Raw genomic sequence first — 19831 nt, 5'->3', positions numbered from 1 at the left:
GCCGGCTAGATCATGGTCAACACCATGGCCGGGTCGGCCAGGATGGTGCCGAGATCAGCCAGGAACCGGGAGCCCTGTTCCCCGTCGACCAAGCGATGGTCGAAGGACAGGCTAAGGGACATGACCTGGCGGACCACGACCTGGTCCTCCACAACCCAAGGCGCTTTCCGGACGCTTCCCAAGGCAAGGATCGCAGCTTCGCCGGGATTGAGGATGGGAGTCCCCGCATCGATGCCGAAGACGCCGATGTTGCTGATGGAGATGGTGCCGCCGGAGAGGTCCGCCGGTTGGGTTTTTCCGGAACGGGCCGTGTCCGTCAGGTCAGTCAGTGCCGCAGAGAGTTCCCGCAGCGTCAGGCGGTCCGCATCCTTGATGTTCGGAACCGTCAGGCCTCGCGGCGTCGCGGCGGCAATACCCAGATTCACGTAGTTGAATTGGATGATTTCCTGGTTGGCCTCATCCCACCGTGAGTTCAACGACGGGTTATTCTGCAACGCGACCAGCAACGCCTTGGCTGCGAGGGTCAGGGGCGTCAGCTTGTAGCCCTCAAAGGCCTTACTGCCCTTCAGGCGGGCCAAAAGCTCCATGGTCGCCGTGACGTCAACTGTGAGGAACTCGGTTACGTGCGGGGCAGTGAAAGCGCTCTGCACCATTGCTGCGGCGGTGAATTTGCGGACACCCTTGATGGGCGTCCGCGTCTCCCGCTCGCCCTGCCTGGCGGGAGAGGCTTGGGTGGCCGTTCCCTGCCCGGTTTTCTGCGAGGCTTCAGCGTCCGTGTACTGCTGGATGTCTTCCCGGGTGATGAGGCCGCCGGGCCCGGAACCCTGAACCGCGCTCAAATCGATGCCCAAATCCCGGGCGAGCTTGCGAACCGGCGGCGTGGAGCGCGGGCGCTCAGCGCCCGCTGATTCCAAGGCAACTGTGGGTTCGACTCGGGCCGCCACCGGCGACTGGGCCGGGGCCACCTGTCCCCGGGCCTTCCGCGTGGGACGCCCGGTGTTTTCCAGGACTGCACCATATCCCACCAGGTTCGGCTCTCGTTTGGCTGCCGCGGTGGGCACTTCGCCGCCGTGGCCGCCGTCGTCGTGTTCGTTGGTGTCAGCTTGGGCGGAGCCGCCCTCAGCGGAATCCACTTCGAAGGAGACAATGGGCTTGCCGACCTCCACCACTGTTCCCGGTTGCTCGTGGAGTGCGGCCACCACACCGGCGAACGGTGAGGGCAGTTCCACTACCGCCTTGGCCGTCTCCACCTCGGCGATGACCTGGTTGAGGGTAACCGTGTCCCCCACGGCCACCTTCCAACTCAGGATTTCCGACTCGGTCAGACCTTCGCCCAAGTCCGGCAGCCTGAATTCCTTGATCATGGTGGCGCTCATCCTTCCAAACCGCTCAATGAATTGGGGCGCCCCAGCGCCCGGTCAACGCCGTCCAAAATCCTGTCCAGGTCCGGCAAATGGTGCATTTCCAGCTTCGAGTACGGATACGGGACGTCGAAGCCGGTGATGCGGACAGGTGCGGACTCGAGGTAGTTGAAACAACGCTCCGTGATGCTCGCTGCTATCTCCGCACCGAGGCCCCCCGATTGCCCCGCTTCATGGGTAATGACCAATCGACCGGTCTTGCGTACCGATGCCTCAACCAGCGGGTAATCAACAGGTGCCAAGGACCGCAGGTCAATGACTTCAACGGAAATGCCGTCATCGGCTGCGGCGAGCGCGGCGTCCTTGGCTGTCTTGACCAGCGGGCCGTAGGCGACCAACGTCACGTCCTTGCCAGCGCTTACGACGGCGGCCCGCTCGAAGGACAGGGCGCGGGAAAGGTCCAAGGCCTCATCCACATCCCCCTTGTCGTGGTATCTCCGCTTGGGCTCGAAGTAGAGAACCGGATCATCGGAAGCGATAGCCTGCTGGATCATCGTGTACGCATCCTGCGGGTTAGACACTGCCACCACGCGCAATCCGGACGTGTGGGTGAAGTAGGCTTCCGGAGATTCCGAGTGGTGTTCCGGTGAACCGATCCCTCCCCCGAATGGAACTCGGATGGTGATCGGCATCTTGACGCGGCCCTGGGTACGGTAATGCATCTTGGCGACCTGGCTGACGATCTGGTCAAACGCGGGGTAGATGAAACCGTCAAACTGTATCTCGCATACCGGTCGGAATCCTCTGTAGGCCAGCCCGACCGCAGCACCGATGATGCCGGACTCCGCCAAGGGAGTGTCGATGACACGGTGCTTGCCGAAGTCTTTCTGGAGACCATCGGTCACCCTGAATACCCCGCCCAGGGAGCCAATGTCTTCGCCCAAAAGAACCACTTTGGGATCGTCCTCGAGCGATTTGCGCAGGCCGGCGTTGATGGCGCGGGCGAATGTGAGCTTGGACATCAGCGTCCACCTTCCTGGCCTGGCTGGGCTGCATCGCCCTCGCCGAAACTGTTCAAATACCGCGTGTAGTGGTCTTTTTGGCGTTCGATCCAGGAGTTGGGCGTGCTGTAGACGTGGTCGAAGACCTCCAGCGGCTTCGGGTCCGGCATTCCTATGCAGCTGGAACGGAACTCAGCGGCAACGGCGTCGGCCTTGGCCTTAACCTTTGCTTCCACGCTGTCCGTCAGCAGCCCCTTGGTTTCCAGGAGCTTGCGCAACCGAACGATCGGGTCCTTGGCAGCCCAGTCCTCCAACTCGATGGGATCCCGGTACCGGGTGGGATCGTCAGCGGTGGTGTGCGGACCCATCCGGTAGGTTACGGCCTCAATGAACGTGGGGCCACCACCCTTCCTCGCCCTATCCAGGGCAAGGCGGGTCGCGGCCATCACGGCCAACACATCGTTGCCGTCAACGCGCATGCTGGGAATACCGAAGCCGTTGGGCCGGTCGGCCAATTCGATGTGCGATTGGATGCGGACAGGTTCCGATATGGCCCAGTGGTTGTTTTGGCAGAAAAATACCACCGGAGCCTGGTAGCTGGCGGCGAAAACCATGGCTTCGCTGACATCACCCTCACTTGTGGCGCCGTCTCCGAAGTACGCGATCACAGCGGTAGTGGCGCCCTCGAGCTGGACTCCCATGGCATATCCGGCAGCATGCAGGCTCTGGGAGCCAATGATGATTTGGGGTGTTGCCATATTGATGCGCTGCGGATCCCAGCCGTAGGAAGAGTTGCCTCGCCATACCCTGCTGATTTCGCTCAGATGCGCACCGCGCACGTAAGCCACACCGCTTTCGCGGTAACTGGGAAAGACGAAGTCGTCGTCGTGCAGTGAACGGCTGGAACCGATCTGGGCCGCTTCCTGGCCGAGGAGCGGCGGCCAAAGGGCCAACTCCCCCTGCCGCTGAAGGGCTGTGGCCTCGGTGTCGATACGCCTGATGACCGTCATGTCCTCATACAGGCCACACAACTGTTCATCCCCAACGTCCTTGACCCAGACGTCGAACTCCGGATGACTGATGCGTTCGCCCTCCGGTGAGACCAGCTGAAGCAGCTCGCCACCGGTCCGCAATGGATTCCGAGCGTCATTGCCTGGGGTTTCCGGGGTCGGAGCGTACCCTTGCGCCCGTTTGCCCGCCTGATCCGTTAACACAGGTGATCGCACCCTTCCGGTTCGGTTTTGCCGGCGTTGGCAGGACTTGTGATCCTGCCGCAGATCGGCCCTCCGGCGCCTTCACCGGAGTTATTTGTGACCCTACTCACAACCAGCATCGGGTACAACTGCCGGCGAAAAAATTGATCATCACGCACGGTAATGGGTGCTTTCACCGTGCTAATCTTGCGCATTATGCAACCTTTGGATGGCACTGATACCCGGCTCCTTTCAGCCATGGCCAAAGACCCCCGGGGGACGGTGGTGGCCCTGGCGCAGAAGCTTGGGCTGTCACGAAACACCGTCCAGGCCCGCATGGCACAGTTGGAGAAGAAACACGCCTTCCTATCCTTCGAACGACGGATCAATCCGGCAGCCCTCGGCTATCCCCTTACGGCATTCATTTCTGTACACGTCCAGCAGCAAAAGCTGGCCTCGCTGGCCCAGGACCTGGCCGACATTCCGGAAATTCTCGAAGGGTTCGGGCTTACCGGATCCGCGGACTTGCTGCTGCGCGTTGTTGCCTTGGATGCCGAAGACCTCTTCCGCATCAACGGGAAGATCCTTGCCTGCGATGGAGTGGACCGAACGGATACGGCGCTGGCCATGCGTGAGATGATCCCTTACCGCGTTCAACCCCTGCTAGGGCGGGGCTCGCAGGCCTGAGGTCGCCAAAGAAACAGAATAAATCCGGCTTCCACCCATCCACCGCGATCCATGGTCCGAATCACTGCTGAGAGTCCCGTCCGGGGCTCAGCAGAATGGCCGGCCAACCCGGCCGTCATAGGAAGGTTTGGACCAATGCGCACTTCGCCCAACCGCTTGATCGCCACCGTCTTCGGAGCCGTCTACCTCTTGGTAGGTTTGCTCGGGTTTTTCGTCACATCCGGAACCGGCTTCTTCGCGACCAAGGGTGCCACCTTGATCATCTTTGATGTGAACCCGCTCCACAACGTCATCCACTTGGCTATCGGTGCGGCACTCCTCTACTCCGGAATGAACGGCGTTACTGCCGCCAAGTCGGTCAACACAACCATCGGCGGGGTCTACCTCCTGGTGGGTATCCTCGGCCTGTTCCTCGTGGGAACCTCACTGAACATCATTGCCCTGAACGGCGCAGACAACGTGCTGCACCTTGCCAGCGCCGTCCTCCTTCTCGGAGTCGCCCTGTCACAGGACAAAGCAACAGTCGCAACAGCCCGCGCCTGATTAGCCCCACCACCAGAGAACCGGAAGGGAGCGGCACCATGGAGTACCAACGCCCAACAGTCAAAGCGGCAGTACTGCTTTTCATCTACTTCGCGGCTATGGCGGCCGGGCTGGTTGAGTTCTCCCTGGCTGCCGGATACCTCGCGGGGCACGCCGCCCCCACTCCCGGCCTCATCATTGCCGGTCCGGCAACCCTGTTGGCAGGGCTGTGCTTCCTGATGTGGGCCCTTTGGGGGCTCCACCGGAACGCATTGGTCCTGACCCGTTACGCCGCACCGGCATTGATCCTTGCCGCCGTCGGCCATGTCGCCTCCATAGCGACTGGCCTGAGCGCTGTTCCCAGGTTCATGAGCGTCAGCGATCTTGCAGCGTTCGGATTGGTGCTGATGGCACTTGCCGGCACAGGGTGGCTCCGGCGGCAACACAAGACCAACGACGGCGGTGCAGGCGCACCGCCGCGGAGTGGGCGACTCCTGGCAGCGGCGTTCGGCGCCGCCGTCGTTGTTTCCTCCGTGGCGACGCCCGGGTTGGCCGCCTCTTTGGCGGGACAGCACGCCGTTCCCCATGGAGAGCACGGCCAAGCTCCCGCACCAGGCCAAGACACGAACCTCACCCTGAATCAGGGACATCACCACTAGCGATGGCACTGTCCGGCGCACCGGCCGCCCTGCCTTCTGTTGATGGCAGCCCCGGTTCGTGGATCATGGACCCATGGATCCCATTGAGGCGCTCGAAGAAATTTCCTTTTGGCTCGAACGCAGCCAGGCCCCGTCGTTCAAGGTCCAAGCCTTCCGCAAAGCCGCAGATGCGATACAGCAACTCGCACCGAAAGAACTGCGGAGATTGGTCGACTCCGGGCGGGTGACCAGCCTTAAAGGCGTGGGCGCCCGCAGCGGTGAGGTCATCACACAGGCCATGTCTGACGCCGTTCCGGACTACTTGGCCGACCTGCGGGAGCGTGGCAAGGAAGCACTGGCCGCTGGTGGCGGTACTTTGCGGACGGCGCTGCGCGGGGACCTACACAGCCACAGCAATTGGTCCGACGGCGGCTCCCCCATCGAAGCCATGGTCGCCGCTGCCCGCACACTGGGCCGGGAATACCTCGCGCTCACGGACCACTCCCCCAACCTCACCATCGCCAACGGGCTGAGCGTCGAGCGGCTGGAGAAGCAGCTTGGCATCGTGGAGGGGATCAACTCATCACAGGAGGACATTCGGCTGCTTAAGGGCATCGAAGTGGACATCCTGGAGGACGGCACCCTGGATCAAACGCCGGAGATGCTGGACCGCCTGGATGTCGTGGTCGCCAGCGTGCATTCCAAGCTGCGCGCGGACAGGCAATCCATGACCCAGCGGATGTTAGGTGGCATTCGGGATCCACACACAAATGTGCTGGGCCATTGCACTGGGCGGCTCGTCCAGGGATCCCGGGGTACACGGCCGGAGTCGGAGTTCGATGCCGCTAAGGTGTTCACCGAGTGCGCCGAATGGGGTGTCGCCGTCGAAATCAATTCCCGGCCCGAGCGGCAGGACCCACCCGATAACCTGATAAAACTAGCGCTAGACGCAGGGTGCCTCTTCAGCATCGACAGCGATGCCCATGCCCCCGGTCAGCTCGACTTCCTGCAGTACGGCGCCGAGCGGGCGGAGGCGCTTGGAGTGCCCAAGGAACGGATTGTCACCACGTGGCCGCTGGAGCAGCTCACGGAATGGCTCAGCCTCAAAAAGTAGCCCGATCGAAGCAGCCCGGCCGCTAGTCGATGGCCGCCATCAACTCCACCACGCGCTCCAGGAACGCGTCCACCTGGGCTTCCTCATAGCCGTCGGCGCCACGGGCCGCGCGGAATACGGCCCTGCGCACGGTATCCACGCTCAGGGTCTGATCGTTTTCAAGGTAGCCGACCAATTCCGCGCACAAAGCATCAACGTCCTGGACGTTGTAACTGCGGGCGCGCTTGTGTGACGGGCGGCGGAACCGTTCGCCGTCGGGCCTGTGGAGCCTGCCCCGCAGGATTCCCGATAGCTTGCCGATCTGGCGCAGCCAGGCTTCTTCGCCCTCTTTCCCGATCAGGTCGTCCCGCTCCCGGCGGGCCAAGGCATCCTCCAGTCGATCCAGGGCTGCATCGACGGTGTGGGCGTCGTAACCACCCTTGACGGGGTCGAAGGCAACCGCACGGACGTCTGCGCTGGCAACGTGGCCGGGGGCGCCCACCGGATTCTCGAACGACGTTTTGGCGCGGCTGAGGAAGTCATCCACTTGTTTGGCGTTGTAGCCGTATTTGCTGCGCTCCACGCGATTGAAAGTTGCGGGAATCTGGCGTCGAATATCCACGGACACTAATTATCCTTCATCGGGTTCTCATACGCCGCTGAGCAGCGCGAACAAAACATAAGCTACGGGGGCCGCAAAGACAATGGAATCCAACCGGTCCATGACGCCCCCGTGGCCGGGCAAGATGCTGCTCATGTCCTTGACGCCCAATTCCCTCTTGACCATGGACTCCGCAAGGTCCCCCGCAGTTGCGGCGGCGACCATGCCAAGGGCCAGCACCAAGCCAACCCACCATGGTTTGTCGAGAAGGAAAATACAGGCAAGGACACCAATCACCATGGCACCACCCACGGATCCCGCGAAGCCTTCCCAAGACTTCTTCGGGCTGATTTTAGGCGCCATGGGGTGCTTCCCGATCGAAGCGCCCACGATGTAGCCGAAAGTGTCGTTTGAAACCACGAGCAGCAGAAGAGTCGCGATCTGCCAAGCACCTTGCGGTATACCGCTCGGCCACAAGCCGATCGGCGTCGCACCTCCGGTGGCATGGAGCGGCAGTGCTGCGAAACTGATCAGGAAAGGAACCCACGCCAAGGTGAAAACCCCGGCGAAAACACTCCGCGGCGCCCCTGCGGCACTCTCCACCGAACGCCAGACGAGCACCGCCACCGAGCAGGCTGTCATGGTAAACAGCAGGCCTTCCAAGCCACCGAAGTAGGCCGAAACCGGCATCACCAATGTCCCGACCATAACGGGGACGATCGGCAGCCGGGTGCCTTGGGCCTGCAGGGCCCGGAAGACCTCCCACACCCCAAACACTGCGAAGGCCGTGGTCACCAGGACGAAGCCCAGGGGAAGGAACAGCAATCCACCCAGGACCGCCACGAGCATGGCGAGCCCGACGCCGATGGCCGCCGGAAGATTCCGGCCCGCCTTCGGCGTGGGGTTCTCCCGGGGCCGCTTGGCACGCCGGGGCCTATCGTGTGTCGGGGCCCGCTCTGCGGGCGCCGGCTCAGCCTGGTTCATCAGACCTCGAGCAGCTCGGCTTCCTTGCGCTTGAGCAGCTCGTCGATGCTGTCGACATGCTGCTTGGTCAGGGCGTCTAGTTCCTTCTCGCCGCGGGCGCCGTCGTCCTCGCCCGCTTCGCCGTCCTTGACAAGCTTGTCCAACGTGTCCTTGGCTTTGCGGCGGATGCTGCGGATGGAGACCTTGGCGTCCTCACCCTTGCCCTTGACGATCTTCACGTATTCCTTGCGGCGCTCTTTGGTGAGCTCAGGGATTGTCACGCGGATAACGTTGCCGTCGTTGGACGGGTTGGCGCCAACCTCAGAGTCACTCAGGGCCTTTTCGATGTCCCGCAGCGCGGTCTTGTCGTAGGGGGTGATCAAGATGGTCCGTGCATCCGGAACGCCGAAGGAGGCCAACTGCTGGAGCGGGGTGGGCGTGCCGTAGTACTCAACAATGACCTTGTTGTAGAGACCGGGGTTGGCCCGACCCGTGCGGATCGTCGCGAAGTCATCCTTGGCGACCTCCACCGCCTTGTCCATCTTCTCGGCGGCTTCGAGCAAAGTCTCTTCGATCACGGGTGTCTCCTCAAAATTAGTCGCCGCCTGGCTGGAAGCGGCACTGCACATTAAAGCGCCGCCACGAGGGGCGGACGGTCCTAGAAATATCCTAGCCCTTGCTAGGGGCTTACCCGGGTTCCCAGCGTTTCGCCCAAGATAGCGCGGGTGACGTTGCCCTCGCCTTCCATACCGAAGACCACCATGGAAAGGTTGTTGTCCTTGCACATGGTCATCGCTGTCTGGTCCATAACCCTGATATCGCGGCGCAACGCTTCGTCGTAACTGAGGACATCGAGTTTTTCTGCTGCGGGGTCCTTCTTGGGATCCGCTGTGTAGACGCCGTCCACGCCGCTCTTGGCCATGAGGACCTCGTCAGCGTGCACCTCGAGGGCGCGCTGGGCGGCTACGGTGTCGGTGGAGAAGTAAGGCAAACCGGCGCCTGCGCCGAAGATGACCACGCGGCCTTTTTCCATGTGGCGGATGGCACGGCGGGGAATGTACGCCTCGGCTACCTGGCCCATGGTGATGGCGCTCTGGACCCGGGTCTCAACACCGGCTTGTTCCAGGAAGTCCTGCAGGGCGAGGCAGTTCATGACCGTGCCCAGCATGCCCATGTAGTCAGCGCGGGAGCGGTCCATACCGCTCTGGGACAGTTCGGCACCGCGGAAGAAGTTACCGCCGCCGACGACGATTGCCACCTCGACGTCGGACACGGCCGCGGCGATCTGCTTGGCGATGGCCCGGACGGTTTCGGGGTCGACGCCGAGCTTGCCGCCACCGATTACTTCGCCGGAAAGTTTCAGAAGTACGCGTCGCCGAGTCTTCTCGGGGTGGATTGCAGTGTTGACGGTTTCCATGGTGCCTCCCGTTGGTGGACTCTGGCTAGGTTATCGTGCTGATGGCCCGGGCAGTTATTGACCGGACGGTTGCATGAAAAAGGGGCGGCCACCGAAGTGACCACCCCTTCTCATGACGTGCTAGTTTCCGACGCGGAAACGGGATACTGCGGTTGCTTTGACGCCGGCTTCTTCGAGGACCTGTGCAACAGTCTTCTTGGAATCCTTGGCAAACGCCTGGTCAACCAGGACTTCACCCTTGTAGAAGCCAGTTACGCGGCCTTCGACGATCTTCGGAAGTGCCGCTTCGGGCTTGCCTTCAGCCTTGGCGGTCTCTTCTGCGATACGGCGCTCGGACTCAACCAGTTCAGCCGGAACATCCTCGCGGGTGAGGTAGTTCGGCGCCATGGCTGCAACGTGGACAGCGACATCGTGCGCAGCAGTGGTAGCGGCTTCACCTTCGCCGTCGACTGCGAACAAAACGCCAACCTGGGCCGGGAGGTCCTTGGAGGTCTTGTGCAGGTAGGCATCAACCGTGGTGCCCTCGACGCGTGAAATGCGGCGAACGACGACCTTCTCGCCCAGAACGGCGCCTTCTTCAATGACAACCTCGGACAACGGCTTTCCGTCAACCTCGGTGGCCAGCAGGGTTTCGAGGTCGGCAGCGCCGGACTCGACAGCCACGTTGAGGACCTTGTCCGCCAGCTGGATGAACTTGTCAGCCTTCGCCACGAAGTCGGTTTCGCAGTTGACCTCGATCATGACGCCCACGCCGCCATTGACCTTGGCAGCAACCAGGCCTTCTGCGGTGGAGCGGCCCTCGCGCTTGGTAGCGCCCTTGAGGCCCTTGATGCGGATGATCTCGATGGCCTTCTCGGCGTCACCGTTGGCTTCGTCGAGAGCCTTCTTGACGTCCATCATGCCAGCGCCGGTGCGCTCGCGCAGGGCCTTGATGTCAGCAGCAGTGTAGTTCGCCATGGGAACCCCTCTGTCTAGAAATTTGTGTGTTTACGGACTGACAGGACGGCTGCCCACAAGGTGAGCTGCCATCCTGTCAGTTGCCCCTGGAGCCGTTACCGGCACCAGGGAAGGTCAAGATTTACTTCGCGGCTTCGGCTTCGCCAGCGCCGGCTTCGGTCGCGGGAGCTTCTGCTGCGGGTGCTTCTGCGGCAGGTGCCTCGGCCGGAGCTTCTTCAGCCTTGCTGCCTTCAAGGAGCTCGCGCTCCCATTCAGCCAGCGGCTCTTCCGGAGCTTCGGTGGTGCCCGTTGCGCGCTGGTTACGGGCGATGAGGCCCTCAGCAACGGCGTCGGCAACAACGCGGGTCAGCAGGTTGACGGAGCGGATGGCGTCGTCGTTACCCGGGATCGGGAAGTCGACTTCGTCGGGATCGCAGTTGGTGTCCAGGATGGCAACAACCGGGATGTTCAGCTTCTTGGCCTCGTCAACTGCCAGGTGTTCCTTCTTGGTGTCAACAACCCAGAGGACCGAGGGGGCCTTGGTCAGGTTGCGAATACCGCCGAGGTTCGTCTCGAGCTTGGTGAGTTCACGCTTGAGGAGCAAGAGCTCCTTCTTGGTGTAACCGGAGCCTGCGACGTCCTCGAAGTTGATCTCTTCGAGTTCCTTCATGCGCTGGATGCGCTTGGCAACGGTCTGGAAGTTGGTGAGCATACCGCCCAACCAACGCTGGTTGACGTACGGCTGGCCAACGCGGGTAGCCTGCTCGGCAATTGCTTCCTGAGCCTGCTTCTTGGTGCCGACGAAAAGGACGGTGCCGCCGTGGGCGACAGTAGCCTTGACGAACTCGAAAGCGCGGTCAATGTAGGACAGCGACTGCTGGAGGTCGATGATGTAGATGCCGTTGCGCTCCGTGAAGATGAAGCGCTTCATCTTCGGGTTCCAACGACGGGTCTGGTGTCCAAAGTGGACGCCGCTGTCAAGCAGCTGGCGCATAGTTACGACGGGCATGCCGACGCTCCTTCCGGCAGGTCATTCATGAGAGCGCCCATGGGGCTGCTCTTACCCTGCCAATAGTTGACGGTTGTTTAGCCTTGCCCGGACGGGCGCGGCTCCTGGCATCCATTGCACTTCCCATCCGGGTAAGCCCTTAGGCTCTGCCGGACCGCAGGAGGCGCAATCCTCCGCAGCCTGAAGTTTGTTGGCTTCGCTGGTGGAGGGCTGGATACGCGTAGTCAGTTCGGCGCCCTCGCATATCTGAATGAGACACGATCCTGAACAAGCTTGAGGGCACAGCAAACTGCTCCAACAAGTGTACTACAGCGACCCCCTCCATCTGACCGCGCGGACCTTCGCGTTGTCCACATAGCCAAGGGTCGGGATCGCGGTGCGGGTGCCTAGGCGGAAGGCTTGTCAGATGCTCCTCTTGAAGCCCCTATTGTCCGCATTCCTCGCCATTGCCATCACGGCGGGCCCGTCCAGTCCGGTGCACCCTACGGGGGAACATTGGAGTTGGCCGCTCTCGCCCAAACCTGCGGTTCTGCGGACCTTTGATCCGCCGGACAAACCGTGGCTGAGCGGGCACCGCGGCGTGGATCTGGGGCCAGTGCTCGACGGCGAACCCGTCACCGCGCCTGCGGACGGCGTGGTGACGTTTGCCGGCGTCGTCGTCGATCGGTCAGTCCTTACCATTGACCACGGCAATGGCCTCAAGAGCAGTTTTGAGCCGGCGACCAGTAATCTCAGGCCTGGCGATCCTGTGAGCAAAGGACAAATAATAGGTTCAATTGAGCCGGTTTCCGGGCACTGCGGCAGCAGTCCATGCCTGCATTGGGGGGTGAGACGTGGCGATGAGTACGTCAATCCTTTGGATTTCGTGCAGGACATGCGGCCCTCCATACTGCTGCCACTGGGATGATCAGCCAGCGCCTTGGATTTACGCCGTCACCTTAGACGATTGCGGAAACCCCCGTGATGGCCCGCCCTGTCACCAAGGTATTGATCTCATGGGTGCCTTCGTAGGAGAAGATGGCCTCGGCGTCGGCGAAGACCTTCGCCATCCCATAATCCGTGACGATGCCGTTGCCGCCAAGGATGCTGCGTCCGAGGGCGACGCTTTCACGCATGCGAGCGGTAGCGAATGCCTTTGCAAGGGCTGACTGCTCGTCCTTGGCAACCCCGGCATCCTCAAGCTGGGCGAGGCGAACCATCATCCCAGTGGAGGCCACCGTGTTACCGAGGATTTGCACCAGTTGGTGTTGCACGAGCTGGAATGCTGCCAACGGACGGCCGAACTGCTGACGCTCAACGGCGTACCGGCGCGCGACGTCAAAGGCGGCCATCTGAAGCCCCACCGCCTGCCACGCAACCGCTAGGCGGGTCACCTTGAGGACCTTGTTGGTGTCACGGAAACTGTTGGCGTTGGCCAGCTTGTAGAAGTCCGGCACCACCACGTTGTCCAGGGTGATATCGGCGTTCTGCACGGTGCGCAGCGAGATTTTGTTCTCGATCTTGCTGGCCGAGTAACCAGGCAGTGAGGTGTCCACCAGGAATGCCTTGACCTGGTTATCGGCCACGTCCTTGGCGTAGATGACCACCCAGTCCGAGAAAGTTGCATTGCCGATCCAACGCTTGGCGCCGTTGAGGATCCAACTATCACCGTCCCGCTGCGCCGTGGTCCGGGTTCCGCCAGCCACATCCGAACCACCCAACGGCTCGGTCAGTCCGAAGGCGCCGATCTTCTTCAAGGAGTAGATGTCCGGCAGCCAGGCATCCTTTTGTTCTTGGGACGCCAGCGCCTCAATCGAGCCGGTGAAGAGGCCGTCGTGCACACCCATGAAGGTGGCTATCGACGCGTCGGCGCGGGTGACCTCGGCGTGGAGCATGCCGGCAAACAAGTTGGAGAATCCCTGGCGGCGCACGGGGCTGACAAGGTCCAGCTCACCAAGCTTGGGAATGAGATCCATGGGGAATTCGCCGCGGTTCCAGCAGTCATTGGCGATGGGGGTTACCTCACGGGCCAGGAATTCGCGCACCTCGGCGAGCCGATCGCGCTCCTTGCCCGTCAACATCTGCTCAAAGGCGTAAAAGTCACCGTCAGCATACGGGAGGGTGGCGGCGTCGAATGCAGCGTTGGACATGTTCGCTCCTTCAAGGGTGGCAAGGGACCACAGGGAAAGTTACTGGTCAGTAACATATCGCAGATGCACGTCTTCCCGCAATGGACGCCGCTTGGATCGGCACTACATGGCCGGACACAAAAACGTCCCCCTTCCCACGCATACGCAGGGAAGGGGGACGATCCGGATCTGGTAGGGCTACTCGGACTTGAACCGAGGACCTTAGGATTATGAGTCCCGCGCTCTAACCAGCTGAGCTATAGCCCCTTGGCACCCGCCCAGCCACCGCTTAATCACGGCAGCGGGCAAAGCACTCTAGCAATACTAATGGCTGCCGGGTAGTGCTCCGGTCACACCACCATGTCTTCGTACGAGGCACCGCGATAGAGGTCCTCGAAGGTTTGAAGAGTGCTGTTGATGCTGTGCGGTTCCACCATCTCGCGGCTGAGCTTTCCCATGGCCTTGAGCTGGTCCTCCGGCAGTTCCACGAGCTTGGTGATCTTCGCGGCCAGGTCGTTGCTGTCGTTGGGGGTGAACAGGTAGCCGTTCTCTCCATCGCGGACCAGGTGCGGAAGGGCCATGGCGTTGGCCAACAGCACGGGGGTGGACGCGGACATCGCTTCAAGGGTGACCAAGGACTGCAATTCGGCCGTCCCGGGCATGCAGAAGATATCCGCCTTGATGTACGCCTCGCGCAGATCGTCATCGCTGGCCAGCCCCAGGAACCTGACGCGGTCCCGTAGCCCCAACTTCGCCACTTGGGCTTCAAGGGCAGGACGGACTTCGCCCCCACCGACGATTTCCAGATGGACGTTGAGCTCCCGCGGTGTCTTGGCGACGGCATCGATCAACACATTGATGTGCTTCTCTTCGGCAAGGCGGCCTACGAAGAGAACCGTTGGATGGCCATGCGGCTCAAGGGTCTCACCGGGCTGGAGTTCGTACGCAGAGGAGTCGATCCCATTGGACAGGGGCAGGACTTTGCGAAGGAAGGCGTGCTGGTGCATCGCCTTGGCAGCCAATGGGGTGGGGGTGGTGACGACGTCCGCCTTGCCCATGACCTTGCCCATGTCTTTCCAGGAGATCCGGCCCACAATGTCCTTGAACCACTGCGGGAAGGGCAAAAACGGATTCAGGTTCTCGGGCATGAAGTGGTTGGTGGCAACCACCCTGATGCCTCGCTTTACGGCCTCGTAAAGAACCTGCTCGCCGATCATGTAGTGGCTTTGGATGTGAACCACGTCCGGCTGCACTTTGTCGAACAGGAGGCTGATTTCCTTCTTGATCTCCCAAGGGAAGCAGATGCGGAAATATTCGTGTGTGAACACGCCGTGCGAGCGGAGTCGATGGACCGTGGCCTCATCGCGGAACTCAGTGAAACTCTTGCCCGTGTCCGGCCGGCACGCCAAGACGTGCACATTGTGTCCTCGGGCCGTCATCCCCTTGGCCAAGCGGTAGCCGAACTGGGCAGCACCGTTGACGTGCGGAGGATACGTATCAGCCGCAATCAATAAGGTGAGGGGTTGGGCGGTGTCGGGAATGGTCACGTAGAGAACTCCTGATGGTCACGGTGCGGACAGCATTGATGGTGGTAATGCTGAGGTGTCGCCGATTTGCCGATCCGCGCAGGGCGGGGGCGCAAGGTGCTGCTTTGCCCTAGGCCTTCCGACCGGAGGTCGCCTTCGCTTCTTTCCTGCGCTTGGTGACTTCCGGGTGGTGGCGGCTCAAGGTAATAACCCCCACGATAGCAAGCGAAGCGGCAGCGGCCATGGCGATCGCCATCACGGCGTGCACATCGGGACGAAGCTCACCAAGGATGATGATGCCAATAGCAATGCCCACCATGGGGTCTATGACCGTCAATCCCGCAATGACCAAGTCCGGCGGGCCGCCCGAATAGGCGCTCTGGACAAACCACGAGCCCAGTCCCCCGGCCGCGATGATCGCAATGACGGTGTACCACTGCACGTTGAGCAGGAACAGCCCGTTGGGATCGAGAAGATGCTTGCCGATGATGCGGGTCAGTACGGCAACGAACCCGAACAGGACACCTGCGCCCACAATGTACACAAATGCACTCAGCCGGTGCTTGAACAACACCGCCAAGCTGCCAAAGATCCCCACGGCCAAAGCCAACAACAACACGATGGTCAGCTCGTCCTCGCCGCTGACGTGGTGGTTCTCCTGGGTGACAAAAACGGCCAGCAGCACAAAGAGCGCAGACCCCGTGACGCAGGTACTGATGGCCACCACGGTTGCACGGTTGATACTCAGGCCCTGGTCCTTGGCGTTGACCACCGTGGTGATCACAAGGGCAATGGCCCCGATGGGTTGGACGACAGTCAGCGGCGCAGACACAAGGGCTATGGAGTTCATCACCATCCCCAGGCACAAGAAGAGAAGACCAAGCATCCACCGGGGATTACGCAGGAGCCGAAGGAAGCCATTGGAGCTCAGTGCCAGGCCACCTGTGTCCGCCTTCACGGCACTGCCTTGCCGTTGTGCCCCGATAGCCAGGAAAAAGGCCCCGAGGACGGCCAGGAAAACCGCCAGCCAAACCATCAGCGGCGCCCTTCGTCGTCGTTTTTCAAGTCTTTACCCTTGCGCACGATAGCCCAGAAATAGTTGTAGGCGGCGATCCAATGCCCCACGAGCCCCAAGCCCAGGAAGGTCCACGCGGCAACAAAGTAGACGTCCGTCAATGCGAGGTGCATTTTGGACAGAACCAAAAGCGGGGTGCCAAGCAACAACAGCGCGGTACGGATCTTGCCAACAATGCTCACCGGCAGGTCGGGATGTCCACGGAAATAGAGCAGCGACGCCAGGGCGAGAACAGCGTCCGGCACCATGAGCGCGGCGAGATACCACCACTGCACGACGCCGGCAATCACCAAGGTGACTGCCACCGCCAGGAGCGCCGCGCGGTCTGCCATCGGATCGAGGATCCGGCCCAGTTTGGACGTTTGGTTGAAACGACGCGCAACGTAGCCGTCCACCCAGTCCGTGCTGCCCATGAGGACCAGAACCAACACAGCGAACCCGAACTCCTGCCTGGCCAGCACGAGCCACATGAACAGCGGGACGCCCATGAATCGGAGCACGGTAAGAAGGTTGGGGACCGTGAAGATGAGGTCGTGGTCCACTTGGGGACGGCCGGGCCGAGAACCGGCTCCAATCAACTTCATCCTGTCCCCCTTTCTTCCTGAATGTGCACCGCAGCGGGACGTGACTACTTTTGCAGCAACTTCCTCACGGCAACGATGAAGACCGCAGCGGCAGTTACGAAGGCCGCAAGGTCCTTCCAACGGGCAGCAATTCTTGCCGAGAGGCCGCCGGGAACCGAGCCTCCGAGGCCGGAGATCCGTTCGCCCGCGAATTCCCTGCCCTCCTGGAACTTGCCGTTGGCACTCTCCCACAAGGCCCGTCCCTGTGTCTTGACGTCCAGCTGCTCTCCGAGCTCGTCACGAACACCCGTCAAGTGCTCACGGCGCCTGGTCAAGCGCGAACGCAATTCGGCCTCAGTGGGGGCCTTGACGGCATCCGCTTCCTTGGCCGCTTCCTTGGCTGCCTTTTCCGCCTTGGCCTTTTGTGCGGCAGCTTCCTTCTCAGCCTTAGCTGCCTTGGCGGCGGGCGAATTCGGATCGAGGATCGACGCGTCGAATGCGGACCCTTCTTTCGCGATTCCGAGATCGTGCCTGATACCCCGGATGGTGTCCTCCGGAATCAAGGGCATTGCTTTCTTGAACCTTGCCAGGCCTATCAGCCCTGCAATTGCCACAATCACCAGGAAAAAGGCCGCAACAATCAAAGCCGCAAGCCAGCCCGGCATAATGGTGGCGAGGGCCAGGATCGCGGCCACAACGAGGGCAATGACCAGTAGCGCCAGGAAAACCAGCGCCACGCCAAAGAAGGCTCCGGCAACCCCAAGCTGGGTCGCCTTGCGCTTGAGCTCCACCTTGGCCAAAGCAATTTCGTCGTTGATTTGCCGCGGGGCCAGCCGCGCAACAAGCTTGAGGGTCTTCGGCAAAGTACGAATGGCTGGTCCTTGGCTGGTCCTGCCGGTATGACGTCCACTCATGGGTTCCGCCTAACTGCTTCCTCTGGGCATCGTGTCGGGCGAATGCGGAGGGTTTAATCCCCGCACGCCTGTCCACAAAGCTATCACTGAGGTTCTTCAGCAATTTTCGCCTTGTAACCGCGCCGCGCCATCGCTGCCGCTAATAAATATGACTTGGGCCATAGAATTGGTCTTCGTGACCTCCTCCATCGCCCCAGGCGATTCCCTGAGCCGACGCGAAAAGCTTGTGTACATTGTCCTGTTGGGCGCCCTCACCGCTTTGGGCCCTTTCACCGTGGACCTCTACCTCCCCGCATTCCCGGCGTTGGAGAAGAGCTTTGACGTATCAGCTGCAGCTATTCAGCTAACCCTGACAGGCACCACTGTGGGCTTTGGGTTGGGTCAGCTGGTTGTGGGGCCTTTCAGTGACAAGTTTGGCCGGCGCCTTCCACTAATTCTGGCCACCGGCGTCCACATCGGCTCATCCTTGGGGGCTGCCTTGTCCACGGACATAGGCCTGCTTTCCCTTTTCCGGGTGCTCATGGGGATCGGCGCCGCAGGTGGTGGCGTCGTGGCGATGGCCATGGTCCGGGACCTCTTCCACGGGTACGCGATGGTTCGCATGTTTTCCCGTATGTCGTTGGTCAATGGACTCGCACCGATCCTCGCGCCCATCATTGGTTCCCAACTGCTGCTGATCTTCGCATGGCCCGGCATCTTTGTTTTCCTGGCCTGCTATGGCTTCCTGGTGATCATTGCCGCGATCTTCCTCATCCGGGAAACGCTGCCGGCAGAGAAACGGGGCAAGTCCACGGCCACCGTTCGGCAACGCTATAAGTCGGTGCTGACTGACCGCATTTTTGTAGGCATGCTGATGGTTGGCAGCCTGAACTTCGGTGGTTTGTTTGCCTACCTCTCGGCGTCGACATTCCTGTTCCAAAACGTCTACAGCTTTTCGCCGCAGCAATACGGATTGCTTTTTGGGGTCAATTCCTTGGGCATCGTGGCCGGCGTACAGATCAGTTCACGGTTGATAAAGCGGGTTGCACCACAGTGGATCGTGGCTGGGGCTACCGCTGCCATGTTGCTCATGGCCCTGCTGATTGTCGGCCTGGATCTGGTCCATGCCGGCCTCTTCGGTATCCTCATTCCGCTGTGGTTCTACATCTGCTGCACCGGATTCATGTTCCCCTGCGTCCAGGTCCTGTCCTTGGCCAAGCATGGTGCGCAAGCGGGGACAGCGGCCTCATTGCTGGGCGCCGCGCAGTTCCTGATGGCCGGGATCGTACCGCCGGTGGTTGGTTGGCTCGGCGTCGGCTCCGCCGTTCCGATGGGCGCCGTCCAAGCAGTCTGCATTTCCGGCTCCATGGCCGCACTGTGGTTGGTGGTCCGTCCCCGCACCGTCCCCTCCATCCACTAAGTCCCGTCTCCCAGTTCACTCCCCCAGGCCCCTCACCAGGGCAGCCGAACCCGTAGGCTAGGACGATGACCAAGAAGTCGATGAAGAAACCGCACCGCAACGGCAGGGGCCTTTTCCTCGGCGCCATGTTGGGAGCGATTGCCGGTGCTTTGTTGGGCCGGACGGTAGGCGGAGCGCCCTTCGGGGCGGCATTGGGGGCTGTCATCGGGGCCGCCCTTTTGTACCGCGTCAACCCGGGTCCTTGGAACCGCGACTAACTCTTCCCCAGGCTCGTCCACCCCTTTCCTGCACCCACGCCCGGCGATAAAATTGCCTCGTGCCCCCATGGCAAGACCTGCAGCCGCTTCCATCCCCTTGGCAGCGACGGGATGAACGCATCCTGCCGCTGTGGTGGGACCGGTTGTGCTCGGTCACCAGCGCCCAGTCGGCCGCCCTCTACGCGGCCGGCCTGTTCATGGATGATCGACGGCGGCCCATCGCCCAGTGGTACAACCCCGAGACCGACGCCGCGTTGTTGGTCGCGCCCGAAACATCACCTGAGTGGCCCGTACAGCGGTTCGGCATCTTCTACGCTCCACCCGGTGGCGGATTCACGCGGGTGCACTCCGCACCCCATGAATGGCATCCACGCGACCCGAGGACTCCCCCCACTGAACAAGAGGCCTTCCTCGCCGCGGTTGGCGAAGCCGCACGCTTCCTCCAAGTAGAGATGGATTTCGTGTAGGAAAAGGAGAACCCCGCACCAGCCTTGGCCGGTACGGGGTTCGGTTGCTCCTCCGACTGGACTTGAACCAGTAACCCTTCGATTAACAGTCGAATGCTCTG

General features: G+C 61.6%; 22 protein-coding genes and 1 tRNA gene. 8 read left to right on the top strand and 15 right to left on the bottom strand.

Annotated elements, in window-relative coordinates:
- Window positions 1-5: 5 nt before the first annotated feature.
- Genes QRN04_RS13535 through pdhA form a run of 3 tightly spaced genes read right to left on the bottom strand, consistent with a single transcriptional unit; the run spans window position 6 to window position 3576 of the window.
- Window positions 6-1376: a dihydrolipoamide acetyltransferase family protein gene (locus tag QRN04_RS13535; protein WP_284976542.1), complete on the bottom strand. Its 1371-nt coding sequence runs from the start codon at window positions 1374-1376 to the stop codon at window positions 6-8.
- Window positions 1373-2383 (bottom strand): alpha-ketoacid dehydrogenase subunit beta, encoded by a 1011-nt coding sequence (locus QRN04_RS13530; protein ID WP_284976541.1) that lies wholly within the window; start codon window positions 2381-2383, stop codon window positions 1373-1375. Before QRN04_RS13530 ends, QRN04_RS13535 begins: the two co-directional genes overlap by 4 nt.
- On the bottom strand, window positions 2383-3576 hold the full coding sequence (pdhA, locus tag QRN04_RS13525) for a pyruvate dehydrogenase (acetyl-transferring) E1 component subunit alpha (RefSeq protein WP_284976540.1): 1194 nt from the start codon (window positions 3574-3576) through the stop codon (window positions 2383-2385). The genes QRN04_RS13530 and pdhA overlap by 1 nt, the downstream gene beginning before the upstream one ends.
- 195 nt (window positions 3577-3771) lie before the next feature.
- Here pdhA and QRN04_RS13520 point away from each other — a divergent pair, with 195 nt between their 5' ends.
- The 4 genes from QRN04_RS13520 (at window position 3772) to QRN04_RS13505 (ending at window position 6516) form a co-directional block, all read left to right on the top strand.
- Window positions 3772-4242, top strand: a complete 471-nt coding sequence (locus QRN04_RS13520) for an Lrp/AsnC family transcriptional regulator (protein ID WP_284976539.1) — start codon at window positions 3772-3774, stop codon at window positions 4240-4242.
- A gap of 135 nt (window positions 4243-4377) precedes the next feature.
- Entirely contained in the window at window positions 4378-4785 is a 408-nt protein-coding gene (locus tag QRN04_RS13515; RefSeq protein ID WP_284976538.1) for a DUF4383 domain-containing protein, read from the top strand.
- Between the two features lie 38 nt (window positions 4786-4823).
- A complete protein-coding gene (locus tag QRN04_RS13510; protein WP_284976537.1) occupies window positions 4824-5423 on the top strand; it encodes a hypothetical protein in 600 nt (199 codons plus the stop codon).
- A 73-nt stretch (window positions 5424-5496) separates the two neighbouring features.
- On the top strand, window positions 5497-6516 hold the full coding sequence (locus QRN04_RS13505; protein WP_284976536.1) for a PHP domain-containing protein: 1020 nt from the start codon (window positions 5497-5499) through the stop codon (window positions 6514-6516).
- Between the two features lie 22 nt (window positions 6517-6538).
- Here QRN04_RS13505 and QRN04_RS13500 read toward each other — a convergent pair whose 3' ends face one another.
- The 6 genes from QRN04_RS13500 to rpsB form a co-directional block, all read right to left on the bottom strand.
- On the bottom strand, window positions 6539-7123 hold the full coding sequence (locus QRN04_RS13500) for a DivIVA domain-containing protein (RefSeq protein ID WP_284976535.1): 585 nt from the start codon (window positions 7121-7123) through the stop codon (window positions 6539-6541).
- A gap of 21 nt (window positions 7124-7144) precedes the next feature.
- Window positions 7145-8080 carry a phosphatidate cytidylyltransferase gene (locus QRN04_RS13495; RefSeq protein ID WP_284976534.1) on the bottom strand — a complete coding sequence of 312 codons (936 nt, stop codon included), beginning with the start codon at window positions 8078-8080 and terminating at the stop codon, window positions 7145-7147.
- Window positions 8080-8637: a ribosome recycling factor gene (gene frr, locus QRN04_RS13490; protein WP_284976533.1), complete on the bottom strand. Its 558-nt coding sequence runs from the start codon at window positions 8635-8637 to the stop codon at window positions 8080-8082. The genes QRN04_RS13495 and frr overlap by 1 nt, the downstream gene beginning before the upstream one ends.
- Window positions 8638-8738: 101 nt before the next feature.
- Window positions 8739-9476, bottom strand: coding sequence for a UMP kinase (pyrH, locus tag QRN04_RS13485; RefSeq protein ID WP_284976532.1), 738 nt, complete (start codon window positions 9474-9476; stop codon window positions 8739-8741).
- A 120-nt stretch (window positions 9477-9596) separates the two neighbouring features.
- Window positions 9597-10433: a translation elongation factor Ts gene (gene tsf, locus QRN04_RS13480; RefSeq protein ID WP_284976531.1), complete on the bottom strand. Its 837-nt coding sequence runs from the start codon at window positions 10431-10433 to the stop codon at window positions 9597-9599.
- Between the two features lie 121 nt (window positions 10434-10554).
- On the bottom strand, window positions 10555-11421 hold the full coding sequence (gene rpsB, locus QRN04_RS13475) for a 30S ribosomal protein S2 (protein WP_284976530.1): 867 nt from the start codon (window positions 11419-11421) through the stop codon (window positions 10555-10557).
- Window positions 11422-11827: 406 nt separating this feature from the next.
- On the opposite strand from rpsB, the gene QRN04_RS13470 reads away from it, so the two are divergent.
- Window positions 11828-12328: a M23 family metallopeptidase gene (locus QRN04_RS13470; RefSeq protein ID WP_284976529.1), complete on the top strand. Its 501-nt coding sequence runs from the start codon at window positions 11828-11830 to the stop codon at window positions 12326-12328.
- A gap of 31 nt (window positions 12329-12359) precedes the next feature.
- On the opposite strand, the gene QRN04_RS13465 is transcribed toward QRN04_RS13470, so the two are convergent.
- The 6 genes from QRN04_RS13465 to QRN04_RS13440 all read right to left on the bottom strand — a co-directional run bounded on the left by QRN04_RS13465 (window position 12360) and on the right by QRN04_RS13440 (window position 17607).
- Complete coding sequence (locus tag QRN04_RS13465; protein WP_284976528.1) at window positions 12360-13550, bottom strand: acyl-CoA dehydrogenase family protein; 1191 nt, start codon at window positions 13548-13550, stop codon at window positions 12360-12362.
- A gap of 169 nt (window positions 13551-13719) precedes the next feature.
- A tRNA-Ile gene (locus tag QRN04_RS13460) sits at window positions 13720-13796 on the bottom strand.
- Window positions 13797-13879: 83 nt separating this feature from the next.
- Window positions 13880-15076, bottom strand: coding sequence for a glycosyltransferase (locus QRN04_RS13455; RefSeq protein WP_284976527.1), 1197 nt, complete (start codon window positions 15074-15076; stop codon window positions 13880-13882).
- A gap of 109 nt (window positions 15077-15185) precedes the next feature.
- On the bottom strand, window positions 15186-16091 hold the full coding sequence (locus QRN04_RS13450; RefSeq protein WP_284976526.1) for a DMT family transporter: 906 nt from the start codon (window positions 16089-16091) through the stop codon (window positions 15186-15188).
- The gene (locus QRN04_RS13445) at window positions 16091-16714 is read right to left on the bottom strand and encodes a CDP-alcohol phosphatidyltransferase family protein (RefSeq protein WP_284976525.1); all 624 of its coding nucleotides are present in this window, start codon (window positions 16712-16714) and stop codon (window positions 16091-16093) included. Before QRN04_RS13445 ends, QRN04_RS13450 begins: the two co-directional genes overlap by 1 nt.
- Window positions 16715-16758: 44 nt before the next feature.
- Window positions 16759-17607, bottom strand: a complete 849-nt coding sequence (locus QRN04_RS13440) for a phage holin family protein (protein ID WP_284976524.1) — start codon at window positions 17605-17607, stop codon at window positions 16759-16761.
- A gap of 148 nt (window positions 17608-17755) precedes the next feature.
- Here QRN04_RS13440 and QRN04_RS13435 point away from each other — a divergent pair, with 148 nt between their 5' ends.
- The 3 genes from QRN04_RS13435 to QRN04_RS13425 all read left to right on the top strand — a co-directional run bounded on the left by QRN04_RS13435 (window position 17756) and on the right by QRN04_RS13425 (window position 19730).
- The gene (locus QRN04_RS13435) at window positions 17756-19006 is read left to right on the top strand and encodes a multidrug effflux MFS transporter (RefSeq protein ID WP_284976523.1); all 1251 of its coding nucleotides are present in this window, start codon (window positions 17756-17758) and stop codon (window positions 19004-19006) included.
- 65 nt (window positions 19007-19071) lie between these two features.
- Window positions 19072-19263 (top strand): YMGG-like glycine zipper-containing protein, encoded by a 192-nt coding sequence (locus QRN04_RS13430; RefSeq protein ID WP_284976522.1) that lies wholly within the window; start codon window positions 19072-19074, stop codon window positions 19261-19263.
- Between the two features lie 59 nt (window positions 19264-19322).
- On the top strand, window positions 19323-19730 hold the full coding sequence (locus QRN04_RS13425; RefSeq protein WP_284976521.1) for a hypothetical protein: 408 nt from the start codon (window positions 19323-19325) through the stop codon (window positions 19728-19730).
- Window positions 19731-19831 lie beyond the last annotated feature (101 nt).

Source organism: Arthrobacter sp. efr-133-TYG-104 (assembly GCF_030208915.1).
GTDB lineage: Bacteria > Actinomycetota > Actinomycetes > Actinomycetales > Micrococcaceae > Arthrobacter.
Note: the sequence above shows the minus strand (reverse complement) of the source record. Positions and strands in the feature narration are given on the sequence as shown.